The organism is Pseudomonas sp. GD03875, from assembly GCF_029840585.1.
Classification (GTDB): domain Bacteria; phylum Pseudomonadota; class Gammaproteobacteria; order Pseudomonadales; family Pseudomonadaceae; genus Aquipseudomonas; species Aquipseudomonas paralcaligenes.
The window spans coordinates 23962-47638 of sequence record NZ_JAOCCV010000025.1 but is presented as its reverse complement, the minus strand read 5'-3'; the positions used below and the strand labels follow the sequence as shown (position 1 = coordinate 47638).

Annotated in this window: 8 protein-coding genes; 1 reads left to right on the top strand and 7 read right to left on the bottom strand. The window is 69.5% G+C overall.

Annotated features, from left to right (window positions below; all coding sequences use genetic code 11):
• Nucleotides 1-21 precede the first annotated feature (21 nt).
• Entirely contained in the window at nt 22-1581 is a 1560-nt protein-coding gene (locus tag N5D30_RS19300) for a sensor domain-containing diguanylate cyclase (protein ID WP_279910260.1), read from the bottom strand.
• A gap of 243 nt (nt 1582-1824) precedes the next feature.
• Between N5D30_RS19300 and N5D30_RS19295 the strand changes: the two genes are divergently transcribed.
• A complete protein-coding gene (locus tag N5D30_RS19295; protein ID WP_279910259.1) occupies nt 1825-3084 on the top strand; it encodes an FAD-dependent oxidoreductase in 1260 nt (419 codons plus the stop codon).
• Between the two features lie 179 nt (nt 3085-3263).
• On the opposite strand, the gene N5D30_RS19290 is transcribed toward N5D30_RS19295, so the two are convergent.
• From N5D30_RS19290 to N5D30_RS19265, 6 genes are read right to left on the bottom strand one after another with little or no spacing between them, the layout of a single operon-like run.
• The gene (locus N5D30_RS19290) at nt 3264-5819 is read right to left on the bottom strand and encodes an efflux RND transporter periplasmic adaptor subunit (protein WP_279910258.1); all 2556 of its coding nucleotides are present in this window, start codon (nt 5817-5819) and stop codon (nt 3264-3266) included.
• Nucleotides 5816-8398 carry an alpha/beta fold hydrolase gene (locus N5D30_RS19285; RefSeq protein WP_279910257.1) on the bottom strand — a complete coding sequence of 861 codons (2583 nt, stop codon included), beginning with the start codon at nt 8396-8398 and terminating at the stop codon, nt 5816-5818. The genes N5D30_RS19290 and N5D30_RS19285 overlap by 4 nt, the downstream gene beginning before the upstream one ends.
• A 6-nt stretch (nt 8399-8404) precedes the next feature.
• Nucleotides 8405-10015: an alkaline phosphatase family protein gene (locus tag N5D30_RS19280; protein WP_279910256.1), complete on the bottom strand. Its 1611-nt coding sequence runs from the start codon at nt 10013-10015 to the stop codon at nt 8405-8407.
• Nucleotides 10012-10308, bottom strand: coding sequence for a hypothetical protein (locus N5D30_RS19275; RefSeq protein WP_220812759.1), 297 nt, complete (start codon nt 10306-10308; stop codon nt 10012-10014). The genes N5D30_RS19280 and N5D30_RS19275 overlap by 4 nt, the downstream gene beginning before the upstream one ends.
• The gene (locus N5D30_RS19270) at nt 10301-14899 is read right to left on the bottom strand and encodes a type I polyketide synthase (RefSeq protein WP_279910255.1); all 4599 of its coding nucleotides are present in this window, start codon (nt 14897-14899) and stop codon (nt 10301-10303) included. Before N5D30_RS19270 ends, N5D30_RS19275 begins: the two co-directional genes overlap by 8 nt.
• On the bottom strand, nt 14899-23079 hold the full coding sequence (locus N5D30_RS19265) for a type I polyketide synthase (RefSeq protein WP_279910254.1): 8181 nt from the start codon (nt 23077-23079) through the stop codon (nt 14899-14901). The genes N5D30_RS19270 and N5D30_RS19265 overlap by 1 nt, the downstream gene beginning before the upstream one ends.
• Nucleotides 23080-23677 lie beyond the last annotated feature (598 nt).

Here is a 23677-nt window from a genome sequence, read left to right as displayed (position 1 = left end):
TCGCTCACCGGCGCCAATGGCTCAGCCGATCGGCTGATCGACCTTGTCGTCGTGCAGCACCACGCGGTCGCGGCCAGCCGCCTTGGCCGCATAGAGCGCCCTGTCGGCACCCTGGATCAGCCGCTCGGGGCCGCCGTCGTCGGGTTCGTCCGGGGACGGCTGGCAGACGGCCACGCCGGCGCTCATGCTGACGCACCTCCAGGGCGAGCCGGCGTGCTCCAGGGCCCGGTCCCCCAGCGCCAGGCGGATCTTCTCCGCCACCTGCAGCGCGCCCTGGGCGTCGGTTTCCGGCAGCAGCAGGCAGAACTCCTCGCCACCGTAGCGGGCGGCCAGGTCGGCGGGGCGCCGCTGGCCGCCACGGATCACTTCGGCCACCTGGCGCAGGCATTCGTCGCCGACGACGTGGCCGTAGAGGTCGTTGTACTGCTTGAAGTAGTCCACGTCGAACAGCACCAGGGCCAGCGGCTTGCGGCTGCGCACGGCGCGGGCGAACTCCTCGCTGAGGGCGCGCAGGAAGCGGCGCCGGTTGGCCAGGCGGGTCAGTTCGTCCTCCAGCGCCTGCTGTTCCAGGCGCTTGTTGAAGCTGCGCAGCGCGTCGCGCGTGGCCATCAGCTCCACCTCGGCCTTCTGGCTCTGCTTGATCAGGTACAGCAGGTAGAAGCCGAACAGCGCCAGCAGGCTGGCCAGCAGGATCACCACGAACAGCTGGCGGTTGGTGTCCTCGCGCCAGTCCGCCAGGATGTCGCGCTCGGCCAGTGCTGCCACCACCACCAGCGGGTATTCCTCCAGCTGCCGGTAGCTGTACACCCGCCGTACGCCGTCGACGATCGACGGGAACACCGAGGTGCCGGACGGACTGTGCGGCAGCAGTTGGCTGAAGATCGGGCCATGGGCCAGGCTGGAGCCGATGGAGGCGTCGGTGTAGGGCACGCGGATCAGCACGGTGCCGTTGTTCAGCGCCAGGTTGATGGAGCCGCTCTCGCGGATGTCGAAGGTGCCGTAGAAGCGGCGGAAGAAGTCGATGGAGATGGTCGCCAGCGCCACGCCGAGGAAATTGCCCTGGTCGTCCTCGACCCGCCGCGACAGCGGGATTATCCAGTCGCCGGTGGTGCGGCTGCGCACCGGCACGCCGACGTGGGCGCCGTGGTCGTCCGGGTGCTCGCGGTGGTAGATGAAGTATTCGCGGTCGGCGTTGTTGGCGCCGGGCGGGATCTCGCCGAACGAGTTGGCCAGCCAGTTGCCGTCCCGGTCGTAGGCGAACAGGCCGTGCAGCTCGACCTGCTGCTGCACCTGCTGGCGCATCAGCCCCTGCAGACGCTGCAGTTGCCCGTGCCGGGTGCCGTCCACCTGCAGGCGCTCGACCAGGTCGAGCAGCACGATGTCGGCCTTCTTCAGGGTGTCGCCGGCCTGCCGCGCCAGCGCCGCCGCCAGGTTCGAGGTCTCGATCTCGGCATCGCGCAACTGCACCTGGCGGGCCTTCCAGATCAGCCAGCCATCGGTCGCCACCAGCGATACGCAGACCAGAACGACGAAGATCCGGGCCAGCGACAGGATCGTCGGCCTCTGCCACCAACGGCGCAAACTTCCTCCGCTGTCCGTAGAAATATTCATCGATACCGCAGTCCGACTTCGGCTGGTTTGCTTCAACTATAGAAAAGCCTGGCGCGGGTCAACAGGGAAGCCCGCCATCGACAGCCCGCGAGGACGAACGCCGGCCCCCGGCGGCATTGCGGCGACGGCATGACGATTGGCATCTTCGGCCGGGACTTGGCCCGCCTGGATGCATACACTAGCCGCCAGTTTTTCCCGACGCCCGAGGCCACCATGACAGACGCTGCTTCCTCCACCGCCATCATCATCGGCGCCGGCCATGCCGGCGGCGAACTGGCCATCGCCCTGCGCAACGAGGGCTGGGAGGGCCGCATCCTGCTGCTCGGCGAGGAGGCGCACCTGCCCTACCATCGCCCGCCCCTGTCCAAGGCCTACCTGGCCGGCAGCGTGGAGAAGACCAGCCTGTCGATCCGCCCGCAGCTGGCCTACGACAAGGCCAACGTGGAGTTCTTCGGCAATGTGCGGGTGGTGCGCATCGACCGCGCCAACAAGCGCCTGGAGCTGGCCGACGGCAAGCAGCTGACCTACGACAAGCTGGCCATCGCCACCGGCGGCCGCCCGCGCCCGCTGGCCGTGCCTAATGCCGCGGCGGCCGAGCGCTGCGCCAACTTCCACTATCTGCGCACCCTGGACGACGTCGAGCTGATCCGCGCGCAGATGGCACCCGGCAAGCGCCTGACCATCGTCGGCGGCGGCTACATCGGCCTGGAGGTGGCGGCCGCCGCCGTCGCCCAGGGCCTGCAGGTCACCGTGCTGGAAGCTCTGCCGCGGGTGCTGCAGCGGGTCACCGCCGCCGAGCTGTCGGCCTACTACGAACGCAAGCACCGCGAGGCCGGGGTGGACATCCGCACCGGCGTGCTGGTGGCCGACCTGGAGCTGACCGACGGCGCCGTGATCGCCGTGCTCTGCGCCGACGGCAGCCGCCTGGAGGCCGACCTGGTGGTGGTCGGCATCGGCCTGATCGCCAACACCGAGCTGGCCGCCGAGGCCGGCCTGGCGGTGGACAACGGCATCCTGGTCGACGAGTACGCCCGCACCGACGACCCGGACATCCACGCCGCCGGCGACTGCACCAACCACCCCAACCCGGTGCTCGGCCGCCGCCTGCGCCTGGAGTCGGTGCCCAACGCCCTGGAACAGTCGCGGGTGGCCGCCGCCGCCATGGCCGGCAAGCTCCACAAGACCTACGCCTCGGTGCCCTGGTTCTGGTCCGACCAGTACGAGCTGAAGCTGAAGATGGTCGGCCTGTCGGAAGGCTTCGAGCGCCTGGTGCTGCGCGGCGACCCGCTGAGCGACAGCTTCAGCGCCTTCTACCTCAAGGACGGCAAGGTGCTGGCCGCCGACACGGTGAACCGCCCGCAGGACTTCATCGCCGCCAAGCGCCTGGTCGCCGAGGGCATTCCCGTGACCGCCGAGCAGCTGGCCGACGACAGCCGGCCGCTGAAGGAGCTGCTGCCCGTTCCGGCGGCCTGATCGCCGACGCAAACGAAAACGCCGGCCGAGGCCGGTGTTTTTCGTAGGGTGCGCCGTGCGCACCTGACGGTTTTTATGGTGCGCGCGGCGCACCCTACCAGGATCGGTCTGGTCTGTAGCCCGGATGAAATCCGGGGAAGCAGGCAGCTCCGCTCCCGGATTTCATCCGGGCTACGGGTTCAGGGAATCCACGACCACAGTTCCACGTCGATGAAGCGGAAGATCGCCCGGGTGAAGGCCTTCCACACCGGCAGGGTCTCGCCGGCCGCCTTGGCGTAGCCGGTCATGCCCGACTTCAGTTCACCGGCCGGGTTGTCGATGGTGGTGAGCACCTTGACATACTTGCCGGTGGCCTTCTCGATCACGTTGGCATCGATCTGCGTCACCGTGCCGTCGAACAGCCGCTCGGAATAGGCCAGCGGCTTGACCTTGAGCACCGCGCCCGGCTGCACGTAGCCGATCTCGGTCTCCGGCACCTCGATCTCGGCGAACACCCGGTCGGCCTTCTCCACCACGGCGAAGGGCTCGCCCGGCGGCTGGAACTTGCCGACCTTCTGCCGCAGCAGCAGGGTGATCAGCTTGCCGTCCATGGGCGCGCGCAACTGGGAGCGCTCGATCTTAGCCAGGTACAGGTCACGCTCGCTGTTCCAGCGCTGCACCTGGGCCTCGGCGGCGGCGATGGTATCGGGCGTGGCGCCGGTCCTGGCCAGGGCCAGGTTGGCCTCGGCCACCTTGACCGCCATCAGGTCCACCTCGTACTGGCGGCGGGCCTGGTCGGCCTGCTGAGCGGAGACGCCGCCCTTGGCCAGCAGGGTCATGTGGCGCTGGTGATTGGTCTGGCTGAACTGGGTCTGGGTGCGCGCCATGTCCAGGCTGCGCTGGGCGACCTCCACTTCCTCGAGGCGCGGACGCGACTTCAGCTCGGCGACGGTCGCCATTTCCTCGGCGATGCGCGCCTCGGCGATCTTCACGTGGCCGGCGTAGTCGCCGGTGGCCAGGCGCGCCAGCACCTGGCCGGCCTTGACCTGCTCGCCGCCTTCCACCAGCACTTCGGTGATGATGCCGCCGATGTCGCTGGCCACCTGCTGCTGCTCGGTCGGCAGGATCACGAAGGAGCCGCCCGGCTCGTAGGGATAGGGCAGGAACAGGCAGATCAGCAGGGACAGCGCCAGCACCCGGCCGGTGTAGCGGGCCGTCTTGTTCGAGGGCTGGGCACCGACCTTCTGTTCGAGGTTCTCGGGCAGGCGGCGACGCTTCCAGCGCTCGAACTGCACGGCGCGCTCGTACATCTCGTTGGCCGACTTGAACTTGCGGTAGGTCAGCACGCTCAGGTAGCCGATCAGCACCACCGCGGCGAGCACACCGGTGCCACCGAAATGTACCTTGAGCCAGCTGCCGATCAGCATCAGCGCGACCACGAACAACAGCACCGAGTACAGCACCGAGGCCAGGCCGTAGGCCATCAGTGCGGTGTCGTTGGCCTCGCGGTAGGCGTTGCCCCTGATCCGTCCGAACAGCGCCTTGAAGGCCTTACCGCGCAGCTGCGGTTCATCCACCAGCACGGCGATCAGGTGATAGCCGCTGCTCTTCGACAGCGGGTTGAGGGTCAGCAGCAGGGCCACCGCGCTGGTCAGCGCCAGGGCCAGGCCGGCGGCCGGCAGCAGGCCGTTGGAGGCACGGGTCAGGTACCAGGTGAACACGCCCAGGCTGAACAGCGCGAGGCGCATCAGCACCGGCCCGCCGTGCAGCCACAGGCGCTCGCGCCGGCTCAGGCCGACCAGGTGGCGGATGCGCGGCATGAAGCGTGGCAAAAAGCCGAGCATGAACGCCAGCGACAGGCTGTACACCGTGCCCCGGTACTTCTGCGCGGTCAGCGCCAGGGTCAGGGTGCACAGCAGGTTGACGGTGAACAGGCTGAACACCACGTGGCCGAGCGCTCCCATGCCGGACAGCATGGTCGCCGCGTCGAGCCGGGCCAGGGCGAAGTTGTTGATCAGGGTGCCCAGGGCCATGGCGAACAGCAGTGGCAGGACGAACACCCCGTACTTGAGCGGTTCGGTCCAGCCCTGCATGGACTTGAGCAGGCGGTGTGGGTTGAACAGGTGCAGCACCGGGATACGCAGGGTGTCGTCCATGCCCGCGGAATCGCGCACGCCGGCCTGCAGGTGGTCGGCGTCGCCGCGCCGGGCGTCGTTGGAAGCCCCCGCGCCCGGCTGCTGCGCCGTTCCACCGGCGGGCGCCGCGGCCTGCACCGGCATGGCGGTGATGGTCACCGGCGCCGGCGCGGGAGACTGGCGCTTGGCCGGCGGCGCGGCCTTGTCACGGAAGCGCGCGACCTTCTCCTCGAGCAGGCGCTGCAGGTCTTCCTGCAGCTGCTCGCGGTATTGCGCCACCAGCGGATGGGCGGCGGCGGCCAGGCCCAGCAGGCGCTGGTCGATCAGCCCGACCAATAGCGCGTCCAGGTCGCCGCGGCTGAGCATCCGCGAGAAGCGCCGCTCGTAGCTGGCGGCGATGGCGACGAACTCCTCGTCCACCTGGAGCATTTCCAGGACGAAGAACTGGTGCGTCTCCAGCTCCCACTGCTGCTGGCTGGCCGGGTCGACGATCACGTACAGCGGCTCCTGCCGGCCGTTGCGCAGGAACACCTGCAGGCCCTTGCGCAGCAGCAGCGGCGTGGCGATCTTGCGGGCGTCGCCCAGGTCCGATTCTTTCTTCGCGGAAATGTTGCCGTTCATAGCACGGGGCTTCCTTTCGACCGGTCACGGATACCGGCACTGGGTGCGGCCGAGGTCATCTGCTTGCGCGGGGCGAAGAACACTTCGCAGCCGCCGCGCGGGTTGTCGATGTAGCGGTCCCCGCCCAGCGGCCAGACCTTGGGGCCGAAGGGATTGGCGGCGCCGAGGAACAGGCCGTAGGGCGAGGAAACGATGGTGCGCATGCCGATGTTGTAGGGGTTGCCCATGCCGTCGGTGGTCACCGGCACCCAGTTCTCGCCGTCGTAGCTGCGGTACAGGTCGAAGCCCGACTGGCGCTCGAAGATGAATTTCTCGCCAACCTCGTTGACGATGTTGAGGAACGGCTCCGGCCAGCTGTCGCGCCGGGCGTAGCCGAGCAGGCCGCTCCAGTCGAAGGTCGACAGGTAGAGCCAGCCCTCGTGTTCGGCCATGCGCCAGAAGTAGCCGTTGAAGAAGTTGTCGAAGCCGGCCATGTAGCCGGACAGCGGTTCCTTCCAGCCACCCTCGGTCTGCCGCGCGTCGCCCACCAGCAGGTCCCAGCTCTTGTCCGGGCGGATGCGGATCAGTTCGGGCGGCGCCGGGCCGACGCCGTTCTGCCGGTCGATGCCGCCGCCCTGGATGGCGCTGCCGACATACAGCGCGCCCTTGAACGGGTACATGCTCAGCACCGACTGGTTGAGCGGGCCGCGCCCGGCGCCGTCGGCGATCACCTGCTCCCACTGGTAGGGCTTGCGGTCGCAGGTGCTGCGCCAGATCTGGTAGCCCTTGAGGTTGAAGGTGCCGACGTAGAGGTGGTCGCCGAAGGCGCACATCTCGAAGATGGTCTTGTTGCCCTCGTCACCGAAACCGAAGTCGCTGACCGGCTCCCAGTGCCCCTCTTCCGGCGCCTCGCTCTCGTAGACGATGGAGTGGGACGAGACGTTGGGGTTGCCGCCGCGCGAGCCGGCCGGGGTGGTGTACATGCGCCCCTTGAAGCTGACCATGGTGCGGATGGTGGTCACCGGCAGGCCCATCAGGCCCGGCTCGCAGCTGGGGGTGAACTTCAGTCCGTCCTCGCTGCGCAGCAGCAGCGGGCCGGGCCCCTTGGCCGGCGACCAGGTGCTGACGAACAGCGACGGCTTGCGCCCGGCGCTGCCGGGGTACACGCACATGCCGCGAAAACCCAGCTCGCGGGGAATCCGCGAACCATCGCTGCCGACGATGGTGGGCGCCTTGAACACCCGCTTCCACTCGTCCGTGCGCGGGTTGTAGCGCCAGATCTCGGCGTGCAGATCGAGATCGAAGGGGTTGGCCGGGCACTCCACCGGCCAGGGGTCCATGCTGATCGGCAGGCGCGCCTTCATCAGCGGGAAGTTGCCACGGGTGGTGCCGACGTACAGGTAGTCGTTGAACCAGGCCATGGCGTGGGCGTAGGCGTTGACGCCGTCGCCGAAGCCGTTGCGGGCGATCAGGCGGAAGTCGTCCTCGCCAAGGCCGGCCGGCACGCGAACCTTGCTCGACAGGTTGAACATCGAGCCGGCCCGGGTCTTGCGCGCCAGCACTTCGGCGATGAAGGCATTGAGGTGGTCGAGCGCCTCCTCGAAGCCGTCGAACGGCCCCTGCTCCTTGCCCTCGCGGGTGGCGTAGAACCACTGTTCGGCACGGCTGTAGATACGGTCGCTGCGGAAGTAGGGTCTGGCCTCGGCGTCGTCGGCGCGGCCCTGGCGCCGGCCGCTGACGCTGCGCAGGAAGAAGGTGAAGGAGCGGATCAGTTTCTGCGGCCGCGAGGCCGGGAAGAAGTGCCCGGCGCCGCGCACCAGGCGGAAGTCCGCCCGTGGCCAGACGGTCAGCAGCAGCTCGCCGGTGGTCACCGCCTGGGAACGCTCGCCGTAGATCGCCAGCAGCGGGAAATCGAGCTGGCGCAGGCGCTCCACCACCAGACCGTCGTCGCCCATCAGTTCGTCCTGGGCGGCGGTGGTCTCCAGCAGCTTCACCCACTGGTCGGCGGTGCGCTTGCCGGACGCGCCCATCAGCGGGTTGATCAGCTCGCGCAGGGCCTCGGGCAGCTCGCGCTGGTTCAGTTGCAGGGTCGCCGCCTCCTTGAGCAGGCGATAGCCGAAATAGGGTTCGCGGGTGTTCAGCGGGATGCCGTTGTCGTCCAGGATGCGCTGGATATGGTCAGCATAGCGCCAATCACAACCGACGTTGCGGATGGCGGCGATGTGCGTGTCGGCGATGGTCAGGCTGCGAAAGCGCTGGGGCTGCTCGCAGGCCAGGTTCAGCGCGATGGTGCCGCCGAAGCTGTGGGCGATGAAGTGCGCCCGGCCGATGCCCAGCCAGTCGAGCAGCTGGCGCAGGTCCTCGGCCTGCTCGGCCGGGGTGTAGCCGCGCAGCGGCATGCTCGAACGACCATGGCCGCGCAGGTCGTACATGGTCACCCGGTAGTGCTTGGCCAGGGCATGGCCGATCTGCATGTACCAGAACGCCAGGTTGGCGGCGAGGCCGTGGATCAGCACCACGTCCTCGACCTCCCCCTCCGTGCGTTCGCAGGACAGCTGTTGATAGTGCAGCCGGACTCCGTTGACCTCGGCCATCGCCATCGCGCGTTACTCCATGTAGCCGAGCATCTGCAGCTGGGCCATCAGCTTGTCCTTCTCGTCGTCGGCCATGCCTTCGGCGTTCTCGTCCTTGTTCACCCCGCGGGTCGATTCGCCGATGCGGATCGGGTTCTGGTTCAGCCACGGCTTGATGAACATGTCGGCCGGGACCTTGCCCTCGAAGTCGCCGGGCACTTCCAGGCCCTGGCTGTAGAGCAGGGTCGCGCCGACGTCGCAGATGTGCCGGCGGTCGATCTGCACGCCCTTGCGGATGCCCGGGCCGCAGGCGATGAAGATGCCATCCGGGTGGTGGGTGCCGGCCGGCTCCTCGCGCGGTTCGACGATCGGCAGCTTGTTCTTGATCGAGACGAAGCCGAAGTCGCGCAGCACCAGCAGCAGGTCCGGCGCGTCCATCATCGCCGGGCCGGCGAAGACTTCCTCGCGCAGGTGGATCTCGCTGACGATGCTCTCGCCTGTCACCGGGTCCTTGAGCGCCTTGATGTCGATGATCAGCTGCTCGCGGAAGGCCTCGTAGTCTTCCGGCTTGATCCCGGTCTCGCCCGGATTGCGCGCCACGCGGATGTTGATGCCATTACTGGAGGGAGTCCGGCAGTAGGCGGTGGTCTTGGTCCAGTCGAGGTTGGCGAACATGCTTTCCTCGCGACGCTTGGCGGCCTCGGAGTCCGGATCGAGCACTTCCTTCCAGTGCAGGTAGCCCTTCTCGAACAGCCAGGCGTTGATCCGCACCACCTCGGTGGTGGCGGTGAAGCCGTGGTCGGAGGCCATGAACACCTGCACGTCCGGGCCGGCCATGGTCACCAGCTCCTCGATGAAGCCATCGAGCTGGCGGAAGTAGTCCAGGCACAGCTTGCGCATGCGCTTGTGGTAGTCGCTGACGCCGTCGTGCTGCAGGGCCGGGTCGAGGAACAGCCAGGCCTGGTGCTGCAGCTTGTCGACGCCGTCGAACATCACCGCCATCAGCTCGGGCGCCTCTTCCTTGAGCAGGAACTTGGCGATCTCGAACCACTGCTTCTCGCGCGGCAGGTGGTAGCGCACCCAGTTCTCGCGGTCTTCGTCGGTGAGGTCGTTGACCGCCTGCTTCTCCTGCTCGAAGTCCCAGGCCAGTTCCTTCGGGTCGAAGCCCGGCAGGTCCTGCTTGAGGCGGTCGTAGAAGTTGGCCGGCACGGTGTTGCGGCGCAGGTGCCGCCACGGGATGAAGCCCGGCACCATGAAGCCGTTGAGGTCCTTGGGCGGCGGCGCAGTGAACGGCAGGTTGAGTACGGCGACGCGGCGATCCTGGCGGCTGGCGATCGACCAGATGGTCTCGGCACGGTTGTCACGCGAATCGTAGAGGGTGAAGAACACGTCCCCGTTCTTCTCCTCGGCGCGGATGAAATCCAGCAGGCCGTGGTTGCCCGGGCTGCGTCCGGTCATCAGCGACACCCAGGCCGGCGGGGTCAGCGGGTTGGGCGTCGAGCGCAGCTTGGCGCGGGTGCCGCGAGCCATGAGGCTACCGAGGAAGGGCATCACGGCCGGCTGGCCGTCCTTCTCCACGCAGAGGTCGTCGAGGATGGTGAAGGTGCAGCCATCCATGCCGATGAAGAGGGTACGAGTGGTCATGCCGGCACTCCTGTGAGTTTTTCGTGAACGAAATCGATCAGCTGTCCGATGGAGAGATCGTCGACGTAACTGCCGTCGTTCATCAGCAGATCCTGGAAGCCCATTTTCGGGCGGTTGTAGTGCTCTTCGATGGCGACGATCAGCTGGATGATGTCGACCGAGGCGAACTCCATGTCCGCCACCAGCCGGGTCTTGGCGCTCAGCGGCTCGTCCAGCTCGATGCCCCAGTCCTGGGTCAGGTCGGCGGCGATGTGGATCAGGGTTTGCTCGATTGCGCTCTTGCTCTCAGCCATTGGCCACTCCGTATTCCTGTACAGACAACTCGCTCTCGGCCCCGGCCAGGGCGATCAGCCGATCGCCGTGGACCTCGAAGGCCACGTTCACGCGCGCCGGCGCCAGGCTGGCGTCCCCGGCGAAACTCACTTCGGCCAGGTCGCCGGTCTCGGCGAACTGCACCTCGAAATCCTGCGGCGCACCGCGCAGGCCGCAGCCCAGGTACTTGGCGGCGGCCTCCTTGGCGCACCAGGTGCGCAGGGTCAGCTCGCCCTGCCAGGCCGGGTCGACCGCGGCCAGCACCTGCTGCTCATGGGCGGTGAAGGAGCCGGCCACCAGCTCCGGGCGCTGCAGGCGGTCCAGGCGTTCGGCGTCCACGCCCACGGCGCCGGCCGGCACCAGCGCGGCCAGGCAGCCGTCGCGGTCGTGGCTCAGCGACACCGCCGGCGCGCTCAACCAGTGGCCGTTCCACCAGCCATCGACGAAGGGCGCGCCCAGGGCGTCGTGGCGTACGACCACGTCCGCCGGGCAGAGCAGCTCACCGGTCTGCTGGTAGATGAAGTAGCGGGTCGCTTCCTTCAGGCACAGGCGCCCGTGCAGCCACTCGCGGGCGCGGCGGGTCTGGCGCACGGCCTCCCATTCCTCGCGTTCCTCGGCGGCCAGTACGGCATGGGCGAGGATGCGCAGGAAGATCGCCGCCGACTGCTTGCAGAAGTCCTCGGGCAGCTGCTCCAGCTGCCACAGCAGCGCCTCGGGCACCGCGCTAGCCAACGGTGCGCCGAGCCAGCCGTTCATGGGCTCGCGGCGCAGCTGGTAGAAGGCGTTGGGCACCGGGAAAAACAGGTTGGCGAAGCCGCTGGCGTGCAGCAGCAGGCGGCCCTCGTGCAGGCAGTCGAAGGTCCAGGTGCGCGGTGCATCCAGGCCACCGTTGGCCGCATCCACCGGGCGCTGGCGCCCACGCAGCCAGGCGCCGGACAGGTCGGCCGGAGCCGGCGCGTGCAGCTCGATGCGTGCGATGTGCGAGGGGAAGCTGTTGAAGTCGGTGCCCACCTGCTGGGCCAGCCAGTAGGCAGCCAGCTGGCCGAGGGCGTCCAGCAGCACCGGGTTGAGCACCAGGGCACAGGGCTCGCCGTCCTGCACGAAGCCATGGATGGAGCAGGACGCCAGTTGTGCGTCGATGCCTTCCTCCGCCCAGGCACCGACACTGGCGATGCTCTGGAACAGCGGGCCGTGGAACATGCCGGTGCTGTACAGCTCGTGATCCGGCCAGCGGTAACCGATGCCGCCCTGCAGCTCGGCCAGCGGCGCGCCGACCAGAGGCGCGGCGAAGCGGAATTCGGCGCTCATCACCAGGCTGCCGGCGTTGTGCAGCTCGGCCCGGTAGTGGTTGTCGGCGACGCGCTCGGCCTGCACCTGCAAGGTCAGCTCGCCGCGATCCAGGGCGACCCAGTCGAAGGCGCGGACGTTCTCGATCAGGTTGATCGCCACGCTGCCGGCCAGCAGCGCACAGGCCTCGGCCATGATTTCCAGGCTGGCCATCATCGCCACGCAGGCCAGGCCCTGCAGCTCGGGCTGATGGTAAGAGCTGGGGCCGGACAGCACGTGGTCGGCGAGGAAGCGGTCGGTGGACCACAGCGGGCACTGGGCGCTGAGCCGCTCGCCCTGGCGCTGGATATCCGCCAGCAGCGGCGCCGTCGGGCTCGCGGCCAGCGGCTGCGCAGGCACGGCCGCAACCGGCTGGAACAGTTCGCGCAGCAGCTCGCCGAGCGATTCGCTCACATGCACCACCGGCATGGTGTTCTTCACCAGCATGCCGCGCCTGGGCTGGGGCAATGGCTGATCGAGGTCGAGCACGCGGCAGGCGATGCCGCGATAGAGCTTGCCGAGGTCCACCGCCTTGCCGTTGGCGAACAGGCTGCCGAGCAGGTTGAACAGCTGCTCCACACCACTGCGCTTGCGCGCGTTGGAGGCGATGGCCAGGTATTCCTCGCCGCCGAGGATGTCGTTGACGAAGCCGGTCAGGTTGCCCGAGGGGCCGACTTCGACGAAGTAACGCACGCCGTCGCGGTGCATGTGGGCGACGGTCTCGCGGAAGCGCACAGTGTTCGACCACTGCGCCGCCGCCAGCTCGCACACCGCCGCCGACTCGGCCGGGAACAGGTCGGCGCTGGCGCAGGAATACAGCGGAGTCTTCGGCGCCTGCAGGCCGACATCGCGGTAGTACTGGTGGAAGGCCGTGGTCACCGCGGCGAACAGCGGCGTGTGGTAGGCGCGGTCGAACGGCAGGATCGAGCAGATGCCGCCCTCCTCGCTCAGCGTCTTGAGCAGGCCCTCGATGGTGGCGCGGTCGGCGAACAGCACCAGCTGGTTCTGGCAGTTGTCCATGGCCACCGCCACCGGCTCGACACAGGCGGCGATGTGGCGGTCCACCAGCTCGCGCTTGAGCGCGCCGACGGTGAGCAGCGCGCCGGTGGCGATGCCACCGCCATCCAGCACGCCACGGTAGACCTGGTTCAGCTCGCGGATGAAGTCGGCCAGTTGCTCCCTGTCACTGAAGGCGATGGCGCCGCTGGCGGCCAGGGCCGAGGACTCGCCGGTGCTGTGGCCGAGCATGGCGTCCGGCTCCACGCCCAGGGCGCCGAGCAGGCTGAACAGGGCCTGGCTGGCGACGAACACCGCCTCGGAACCCACGTCCATGTCGAACAGGCGCGCCTCCAGGCGCTGGCGCAGTTCGTCGTCCAATTCGCTGGCCGGCGGGAACAGGATGTCGGTGCGGGTCGAGCCGGGCTGTTCGTCGTACAGGCCCTGCCAGAAATCGAACCACTCGCGCACCTCGGGAAACTGCTGGGCCAGATCGGCCAGCATGTTCAGGTATTGCGAGCCCTCGCCGGGGAACAGGAAGGCCAGCTTGCCCTGCAGCGGCTGGCGGCTGAACACCAGCCCGGTGCGGGTCATCCAGCGCGGGCTCTTGGCCTCGGCGATCTTCTTCGCCGCCTGCTGCAGCTTCTTCGCCAGTTCGGCCACATCGCCGGCCAGCACGGCCACGCGCACCGGTTTGTCGGTCGCATCGCGGGCGGCCAGGGTGGCGGCCAGATCCAGCAGCGCCACGCCGGGGTTGTTGTCGATGTACTGCTGCACCTGCTGCAGCTGGGCCAGCAGCGCAGCCTCGTCGGCGCCAGAAAACACGCATAGCTCGCACTCGCGACGGGCGAAGCTCAACGGACGCTGGGCGGCGGCCGGCGCCTCCTCCAGCACTGCATGGGTATTGATGCCGCCGAAGCCGAACGAGTTGATGCCGGCGCGGCGCGGGCTCTGCGGCCTGGCGATCCAGGGCTTGCTGGCGGTGTTGACGTACAGCGGTGTGGCGCCGATGCCCAGCGCCGGGTTGACCGTGCCGCACAGGGTCGGCGGCAGCACCTTGTGGTGCAGGGCCAGGCTGGTCTTGATCAGGCCGGCGATGCCGGCGGCAGGAATGCAGTGGCTGATCATCGACTTCACCGAGCCGATGGCCACGCTGCCGAGCAGGCCCTGGCGCTCGCCGAGCACGCTGCGCAGGGCGGTGATCTCGGTCTTGTCGCCGAGCGGGATGCCGGTGCCGTGGGCCTCGACCAGGGAGATGCTGGCCGGGTCGACTCCACTGCTCTCGTAGGCGCGGCGGATCGACAGGGCCTCGCCCTCCTCGCTCGGCGCCAGCAGGCCGGTGCCGCGGCCATCGCTGGCCTGGCCGATGCCACGCAGCACGGCATAGATGCGGTCGCCGTCGGCCAGGGCGTCATCCACGCGCTTGAGCACCACCATGCCCAGGCCTTCGCCGAGCAGAGTGCCATCGCTGCCCTGCTCGAACGGGCGCACCTTGCCGCGCCCGCTGAGGGCGCCGAGCTGGGTGAAGATCACCGAGACCTCGGCCGGCAGCGAGGCGTTGACCCCACCGGCGATCATCAGGCGGCTGCGCCCGCTGCGCAGCTCGTCCATGGCGGCGTTGACCGCCAGCAGCGAGGACGAACAGGCGGCGTCGACTATGTAATTCGGCCCCTTGAGGTTGAGGCGGTTGGCGATGCGCCCGGTCATCACGTTGGGCACCAGGCCCGGAGCGATGTCGGTGTTGGACGGCGGAAGCTGCTTCTGCAGCGCCGCGCGCAGGCGCGCCAGGTCGTCCTCGCTCAGGCTCGGCTGGGCGGCCTTGAGCAGCTCCAGGGTCTGGTCGAGGACGATATGGTTCTGGATATGGCTGACCTGGCCACGGTGCAGGTAGGTGCTGTGGCCGAGGATGATGCCGGTGTCGCGATGGTCGACGCCGTCGCCCGCGTAGCCGGCATCCTGCAGGGCATCGAAGGCCACCTTGAGGGCGAGGAACTGGTCCGGCTCACCGCCATCCACCGAGTTGGGCATGATGCCGAACTCGCGCGGATCGAAGCGGTACAGGTCGTTCAGGTAGCCGCCGTGCTGGGTGTTGATGCGCCCCGAGTCCAGGTAGCGCTGCGCCTCCCACTCGTCCTGCGGCTCGCCGACGGCGTCGGTGCCGGCCAGGATGTTGCGCCAGAAGCCGGCCAGGTCCGGGGCCTGCGGAAAGATGCAGGCCATGCCGATGATGGCGATAGGCGCGTTGCTCATCACTCGGTTTCCTTGCGCAGGTGGGTGCCGCCCAGGCGATTGAGGCGCGCATCGACGATGCATTGCAGGTCTTCGATCAGCAGCAGCAGGCGGCCCTCGTCGTCGCTGAAGAAGACGTTGGCGCGCACCTGCTGAGCCTCGCCGGGCAGGCACTGGAAGTCCATGTGGAAGCGCTCGGGCAACTGCTCGACGTAGCGGATCACCCGGCCGAACTGCGCCGGCAGCGCCGAGCCGTCGTGGAAGGTGCGGGCCCAGAGCAGGGCCATCTGCGGCGCGGCGTCGAGCACGGCCGGGTCGATGATCCACTGCTGTTCGGCACGTCCGCCGGCCAGCCACTGCTGCGGCGAGCTGGGACACATCAGCGCCGCCGCACCCTGGCTGGACAGGCCGCTGATGCCGCGGATGACCTGGAAGCGCGGGCCGTGGAACAGCCACTCCTGATAGGCCTTGGCCACCGGCAGCTCGCGCTCGCGGTACTCGCGGGGCGCGTGGCGCGGGGCCTCGGGCAGCTGCTGGGCCATCTTCACCGCGGCGCGGTAGTGCATGCGCTGCTGCTGGCCACTACCGGAGCGGATGCTGATGCTGGCGTCGAAGCCTTCGCTGCTGGCGTAGGTCGGCGGGTTGATCAGCACCGACAGGGCCTGGGTCGGCTCGCTCAGCTGCACACCCTTGAGCAGGCGCAGTTCGGCCACTTCGGCGACCAGCCAGCCCGGCCACATCAGGGTGGCGGCCTCGGCGATGATCTCCAGGGCCACGGCCGCCGGCAGCACCGGGATGCCGTCGATGCAGTGCTCCTGCAGGTAGCCGTGGCTGGCGTCCAGGTTGAAGTGCAGGACCTGGGTGCCCTTCTCGCCATCCTCGATGCGGCACTGGGTCAGCAGCGGCTGGCGGGCGGCCTGCGGGGCGTCACCGGCGTCTTCCTGCCAGCGGCCGACCTCCGCCTCGTGACGTTCCCAGGGACCATCACCGGCCACCACTTCCACCGCATGTCCGGCCTTCAGGCGCAGGGCCTCGTCGAACAGGCGTCGGCCCTGGGCGGCACCGACCAGGGCCACGCCCTTGTCGGCGAATTTCTTCTCGGTCTCGGCGGTTACCATGCCGGCGCCGAACAGAGTCGGCCCCCAGGGGCCCCAGTTCAGCGACAGCAGCTTGACCTTGTTGCCCCACAGGCGCTGCAACTGGCTGCACAGGCGGCTCATCAGTTCGTTGGCGGTGGCGTAGTCGAGCTGGCCGCTGTTGCCGTAGCGCCCGGCCACCGAGCTGAACACGGCGAAGAATTCCAGCTCCTCGACCCGCACCAGCTTCTGCAGCAGGAGCATGCCCAGCACCTTGGTGCCAACCACGCGCATCCAGCTGTCGGGAGTCTTGTCTTCCAGCAGCTTGTCTTCGATCACCCCGGCGCCGTGGACCACGCCACTGAGCTTGCCGTGGCGCTGGCGGATACCGCCAATGGCGGCAGCCAGGGCCGCCTCGTCGGTGGCGTCCACTGCGACGTACTCGACCGTCGCGCCGCGGGCACGCAGGTCGGCGATATTGCTGTGCATCTCGCGCAGGCCGACCAGTGCGGCGATGCGCTTCTGCATCTCGGCCGGGGTCAGCTTGAGGCGGCCGGCGCGCACCTCGCCGATGAAGTGCTGGCGCAACTGGCCCTCGTCCTTCAACCCGGCGGTGTCGGCGCCCTCCTCGGCCAGCGGGCTGCGCCCGGTCAGCACCAGCACGTTGCCGGGACGGGCGATCTCGCGCAGCACCTCGGCGGTGATGCCACGGGCGCCGCCGGTGGCCAACACCACGGCGTTCTCCACCACAGGCAGCAGGTCCTCGGCGACGACCTCGTCCTCCCGGGTGCGGAACACGGTGCGGCGGCCGGCCGGGTAGCCGACCTCCTGGCGCCCGCCGACCAGCTGCAGCTCGGTGGTGATGATCGCCAGCTGCTGGGCGTCGCCGAGCGCCGGGTCGAGGTCGATGGCGCGGGTGCGCAGCTCCGGGCGCTCCTCACGGATCGACTTGACCAGCCCGCTACCGCCGCCCTGCAGGGTCAAGGCCTGGCGCTGCTCGTCGAGGCCACGGGCGAACAGGCCGCCGAGGGCGCTGAGCGTCACCACATAGGCGTCGTCGCGCAGCTGGGCAGCCAGGGCGTGAAGAATCAGGTACAGCGACTTCTCGTTGACCAGCAGCTCGCGCTGCCATGCGTCCAGCCCGGCATCCACCGGCAGCGCATGCGCGCCGAGAGCGGCCAGATGGATCACGCCGGCGATCTGCTTGTCCGGGTTGGCCGCCGTCTCCCGGCACCAGGCGGCCAGCGCCGCCTCGTCGGCCAGCAGCCCCGGGCTCAGCAGGGACACCGTGCAGCCACGCTGCTCCAGCCACTCCTGCAGGCGCAGGGCGAGGCCGTGATCATCGGCGGTGAGGATGAAGTAGCCGGGCTCGAACTGGCGCAGGGCCTGCTCAGGGATGGCTTCCTCCTCGGGCACCACGATATGCCGGGGCGAGTGGCTGGCCTGGAAAGGCGCAGTCTTCGGGCTCGCCCCGGCGGACTCAAAAGGGACGGCCACCTCGCCGACTTCGAGTCCTTCGAGCATCTTCAGCATGTCCGCCAGGGTCGCTCGGGTATTGAGCTGGCTGCGGGCCTCGCCCAGGGCGCTGCCGTAGGCCGGCGGCAGGGTCTGCAGCAGGGCGCCGACGATTTCCACGCGCTTGATCGAGTCGATGCCGAGGTCGGCTTCCAGGTTCTGCTCCAGGCCGACCATGTCGCTCGGGTAACCGGTGCGCTCCTCGACGATGGACAGCAGGATGTCCTTGATCCGACCGCCCTCCACCTGGGCTGCCGGCGCAGCCGCAGGGGCCGGCGCGGCAGCGGCCACCACCGGTGCGGCAACGGGTGCGGGCGCGGTGGCGACCGGAGCTGGCGCTGCGACAGGCGCCGCAACGGAGGCCGGTGCCACACGCGCGGCCGGCGCAACGGCCACCGGGCGACGCGATGCAGGCGCGGCGGCCGGCATCGACGGCAGGCCACGGGGCAGCGCCGGAGCGGCGGCGCCGACCATGTAGGCGTTGAGGACGCGCTCCTGGGTCTCCAGGAACTGGCGCATGGTGGCGAAGTATTCCGCCATCACCGATGACGTTTCGTCACCTTGGATTGCCATGGGTTCGGACATGACCAGCCTCTCCTTGTGTCGCGGGGCAGCCGGGGCTGCGCTGTGGGGCGGGGTTGCGGGGTTGCGGTTGAGCGGCACCACCACCGGGTGCGACTCGGTTTTCGGTTCGGCGGCCGGCAGCAGGTCGCCCTGCAGCACGCCGATCTGGCGCGGCGCCTCGCTGGCGCGGCGGGCGCCGCTGCCGTTGAGCAGCCAGGCCTGCCGGGGCAGGCTGGCGTCGCGCCACAGGCCTTCGAGGCGGCCATTGGCGCTGGGCTGGCAGGCGCGCCCGGCGAACAGGCGGAGGGGCTCGAAGGCCACGCCCAGGGCGTGCAGGCGCGCCAGGGCCAGCAGCAGGCTGGCGAGGCCGCCGCCGCGCTCGTCCAGGGCCACGGCGTGGTGCGGCTTGCCGTCGAGGATGCGGCCGACCAGGCGGCTGAGCACCGCCTTGGGCCCGACCTCGATGAACACCCGGGCGCCGGCGGCGTGCATCGCCTCGATCTGCTTGACGAATTCCACCGGCCTGACCAGATGCTCGGCCATGGCCTGCCGGACCCGGGCCGGCTCGACGTCGTGCAGGGCGGCGCTGGCGTTGGAGTAGACCGGCAGGCGCCCGGCCTGCCAGGGCGTGGCCTCGATGGCGGCGGCGAGCAGGCCCTGGGCCGGGGCGACGAAGGGCGAATGGAAGGCGGCGGCCACCGGGATCGGGCTGGCGTTGACGCCGGCCTGCTGCAGCACGTCCAGCGCCTGGGCGATGCCGGCCGTGGAGCCGCTGATGATGCTCTGCTCCGGCGCGTTGTGGTTGGCCACCAGCAGGTCCGGGATGGCCGCGATGGCCCGCTCCACCTGCTCGCGCGGCGCCTGCACCATGGCCATGCCGCCCAGTTCGCTGCCGGCGCTGGCGGCGGCCTCGACGATGAAGCGGCCACGGGCCTCGGACAGGCTCATCAGGCCGGCGAAGTCAATCTGCCCGGCGGCGTACAGGGCGACGAACTCGCCGTAGCTGTGGCCGGCGAGCATGTCGCCATCGACGCCCAGCTCTCGCAGCAGGCGCAGCAGGCCGGCCTCCACCGCGCCGAGGGCCGGCTGGGCCACGTCGGTGCTGGTCAGGGCGGCGCTGGCCGCCTGCCTGGCGGCTTCGTCGTAGCAGGCGCGCGGGTAGATGAAGCGACTCAGCGGCCTGGCGGCGAAGCGCTCGGTGCCGGCGGCCAGCAGCGCGTCGGCCTCGGCCAGGGTCTCGGCGACGGTCGGGAACAGCACCGCCAGCTCGCGCAGCATGTTGATGTTCTGCGAGCCCTGGCCGGGGAACAGCAGGGCGACCTGGCCCGACTCGACGCGGCTGTCGCCGAGCACCACGGCCGGGTCGATCAGCGCCTCGCCGGCCAGGCGGCGCTGGGCCTTGTCCAGCTTGTCGGCCAGTTCGTCCAGGCTGCAGGCGACGATCGCCAGGCTGTGCTCGCCCTGGCCCAGGTCGCCGGCCAGATGGGCCGCGATGTCGCGCAGCGCCACCTTGCCCGGCGCCACCAGCTGCGCCTGCAGCTGGCCCACCTGAACCTGCAGCTGCTCGCGGCTGCCGGCGCGCCAGAGCAGCAGCTCGGCGCTCCAGGCGTCGCTGACACCCTGTTCCAGCCAGGGCCGGTATTCGCCGGCGTATTCCTCGAGCACCGCGTGGAAGTTGGTGCCGCCGAAGCCGAAGGCGCTGACCGCCGCGCGGCGCGGCACGTCGCCACGGGCCAGCCAGGGCTGCGCCTCGTCGAGCACGCAGAGCGGGCTGTCGGCCTGCTTCAGCACGGCGTTGGGCGACTGCACGCCCAGGTGCGGCGGCAGCACCTTGTGGTGCAGGGCCAGGGCCGCCTTGATCATGCCGGCCACGCCGGCGGTGGCCTTGGTGTGGCCGATCATGGTCTTCACCGAACCGACCACCGCCTGGGCCGGACGGCTACCGGCCTCGCGCAGCAGCGCGGTGGTGCTGTCCAGCTCGGCGGTGTCGCCGGCCACGGTGCCGGTGCCGTGGGCCTCGAACAGGCCGACGCTGTCCGGGCCGAAACCGGCCTGGCGGTAGGCGCGGCGCATGGCGCGCAGCTGGCCGGCGGGCAACGGCGCGGTGAGGCCCTTGGCCTTGCCGTCGCTGCTGCCGGCCATGCCCTTGATAACCGCGTAGACGCGGTCGCCGTCGCGCTCGGCGTCGCTCAGGCGCTTGAGCGCCAGCATGGCGATGCCTTCGGAGATGACGATGCCGTCGGCAGACTCGTCGAAGGTGCGGCAGCGGCCGCGCGGCGACAGGGCCTGGGTCTTGCTGAAGCACAGGTAGCCGAACGGCCCCTGCACGGTGTCCACGCCGCCGGCGATGACCAGGTCGCTGCGCCCGGCCATCAGTTCGTTGATGCCCTGGTAGACGGCGGCCAGGGACGAGGCGCAGGCCGCGTCGGTAGCGAAGTTGACGCCGCCGAAGTCCAGGCGGTTGGCGATGCGCCCGGCCATCACGTTGATCAGGATGCCGGCGAAGGTGTCCTCGGTCCATTGCGGCAGGCGCCCGGCGATCTCGCCCGGCAGGTCGCCCTTGAAGCGCGGCAGCTCGGAACGCAGGCCGTACTGCATGCCGACGTCGCCGGCGCCGCCGCTGGCGCCGATGATCACCGAAGCCTTCTCGCGGTCGAAGCCGCGCTGCTCGTAGCCGGCGTCGGCCAGGGTCTGGCGGGCGATGTCGAGGGCCATCAGCTGCATCGGGTCGACCGACTCGATGGACTTGGGCGGCATGCCGTAGCGGGTCGGGTCGAACACCAGGTCGTCGAGGAAGCCGCCCCAGCGCGAGTAGATCTTGTCCGGCGCGCTGCGGTTCTCGTCGAAGTACAGGCGCCAGTCCCAGCGGTGCGAGGGAATCTCGGTGATCGCATCGACCTTGGCCAGGATGTTCTGCCAGTACTCGCGGGTGGTGCTGGAGCCGGGCAGGATCGAGCCCATGCCGATGATCGCGATATCGGCCGGCGCGCCGGGCTCGACAGCCGTTTCGAGCTGGGCCTGCTGGTAGTCCTCCAGCAGCGCCAGCGAGTCGTCGGTGACACCGCGGTGCAGGCTGGCGATGTCGGTGATGGCGTCACGCAGGGTGGCGACCTGGCCGATCATGTACATGCCGTCGGCCACCTGCTCGGCGGGCTCGAAGGTCTTGAGCGTGCCCTCCTCGCCCACCCGCATGCTGCCCTTGGAGGCCAGGCGCAGGCGGCCGAGGATCAGGTCGTCGAGCTGTTCGCGGGCCTCGTCGGCCGGCACCGCCTGCTGCTTCAGTTCGTTGCGGCGGGCGAAGAAGGCGGCGGCGAAGGGGGTGTAGGCGCAGCGGCTGGCATGGCCGGTGCCGGACTCCAGATTGACCGTGCGGGCGCACTCGATGGCCTGCCGCTGGAAGGTGTCGACGATGGCGCCGGCCTCGACGATCTCGCGGGTGAACAGGTAGGCGCTGCCCATCAGCAGGCCGACCTTGACGCCCCTGGCCAGCAGCGGCGCGGCCATGGCCTGGACCATGGCCGAGGAACGGGCATCGTGGATGCCGCCGGCGAACAGCACCTGGATTTCCTCGCCCGGCACGCCCTGGGCGATTTCCTCCAGCAGGCGGTCGATCATGCTGCTCCACAGCACGAAGCTGCTCAGCGGGCCGACGTGGCCGCCGCATTCGCGGCCCTCGAAGATGAAGCGCCGCGCACCTTCCTTGAGGAACATCGGGATCAGATTGGACGACGGCACGTGGAGGAACGAGGGGATGCCGGACTGCTCCAGGCGCACCGCCTGGTCCGGGCGGCCGCCGGCGATGATCGCGTAGCTGGGCCGGTGCGGCCGGGCGGCGGCGATCTGCTCGTCGAGCAGGGTCTGCGGGGCGAAGCCGAGCAGGCCGATGCCCCAGGGGCGGCCGGCCAGCAGCTCGGCGGTCTTCTCCAGCAGGACGGCCAGCGGCTTGCCCTTGAGCAGGGCCAGGGCCAGCATCGGCAGTGTACCGCCCTCCGCCACCGCGGCGGCAAATTCGGCCTTGTCCGAGACCCGGCTCATCGGTCCCTGCACCAGCGGCAGGTCCAGGCCCAGGGCGTCGGCCAGCGGCGCCCGCTCGCCGCGCAGGGCTCGGGCGCTCAGGGCGATCTGCGGATTGTGCCGCACGGCCGCGTCGATGGCCTGGAACAGCTGGGCGACGCTGCCATGCTGCTTCTGCCAGGCGGCGGCGAAGGCCACGTCCTGGCCCAGCGGCAACAGGCCGGCGGCCGGGTTGCGCCATTCCACCTCGGCCAGCAGACGCTCACGCATCTGCCGGGGGCTCAGCGCCTCGGCATCGGCGACGAAGGCACGGGCGCGGGCGAAGCCCGGACGCGAGAGGACGCGGCAGTAGCGGCCGGACTCGCCGTTGCCGGCAGCGACCGTCTCGCTGCCCGACAGGCTGCGCAGGTGCGGCTGGAGATCGGCGGCCACCGGCGACTCCTGCAGCAGCAGCACCTGGCTGTCCAGCGCGACGCCGGCGAAACCGGCCAGCGCGGCCGCCGCGGCGGTGTGCGGGGTGATGCCGCCGCGCAGGTACAGCGGCAGGTCGCTGGTCGCCCGCCAGTGCTGGGCGAGGATGAAGGCGCTGCTCTCGCCGACGAAGCCGGCGGCCTCGTGGCCCTTGAGCAGCAGGCCGTCGACGCGGGCGGCAATGGCGGTATCGAGGGGATCGTTGTCGCTCAGTTCGAGCAGCAGCTCCGGCCCTTCGTCCGCCAGACCGGCGAGCCAGCCCTGCCAGTCGCCCCACTGCTCGCGCCCCAGCACCAGCAGGCACAGGCCACTCTCCAGATAGCCAGCGAGCTGCGCGGCGAGCGCGGCATCGAAGTCGCCCAGGCGCACGCCGAAGCCGGCTTCGCCGGCATGGCGGCGCAGCAATTCCAGTTGGGTGGCGAGCGAGGCGGCACCCAGCTCCAGATCCAGCACCCCCAGGCCGCCGGCGCGGGACGCGGCGATGGCGAGCGCGGGATGGCCCAGGCCCTCGGGCGACAGCAGCAGCTTGGTGAGACCGACGTGAGCGCGGGTGACTTGCATGTTCGTAGCCCTTTCCGAGGCCAAAAAACCCCGTGCGGCGGATGTCCGCTCACGCTCGGGGGCCAATTAGCTTGCAGCGGCTACACGAAGAGTCGGACGCGGAACACGGGCGGATGCCCGGCCGGCGTATGACTCGACCCTCCCCACAGCACTCCCTTGCACCGGCCTCGACGACACCCGATTCGGCGGGCGGCGGCGCGGCACGTCAGACAGATCCATGACGCAAGGCAACAGCACAGTTTTATTTTTCTTTGAACTTTCAATGACCTGAACCGATACAGTGCGACTCGGAACACATCAAGGCAAAAACTCTGCTGCTGGCTACTTAACACCAGCGCTCAAATAATGTCAAAATTCCATCCAGACACACAACACAAAAATAAATAAGTCAAAAAACCAGCACTCGATTGAATCAGAATTCCGGCGTGTCGCACCCCTTCCCCGGGAGGGGCACGGCCACATCGGTGGTTCGGTCCTGCGCCGGGCCCGGCAGCCGCCGGCTCGGCGCGGCCCAACGAGCACTTAAGGAGCAAGGTATGGACGCCCCAACCCCTCATCGCCGTCCCCTGGCCTGCCAGGCGGTCCCGCCGACCGCTCC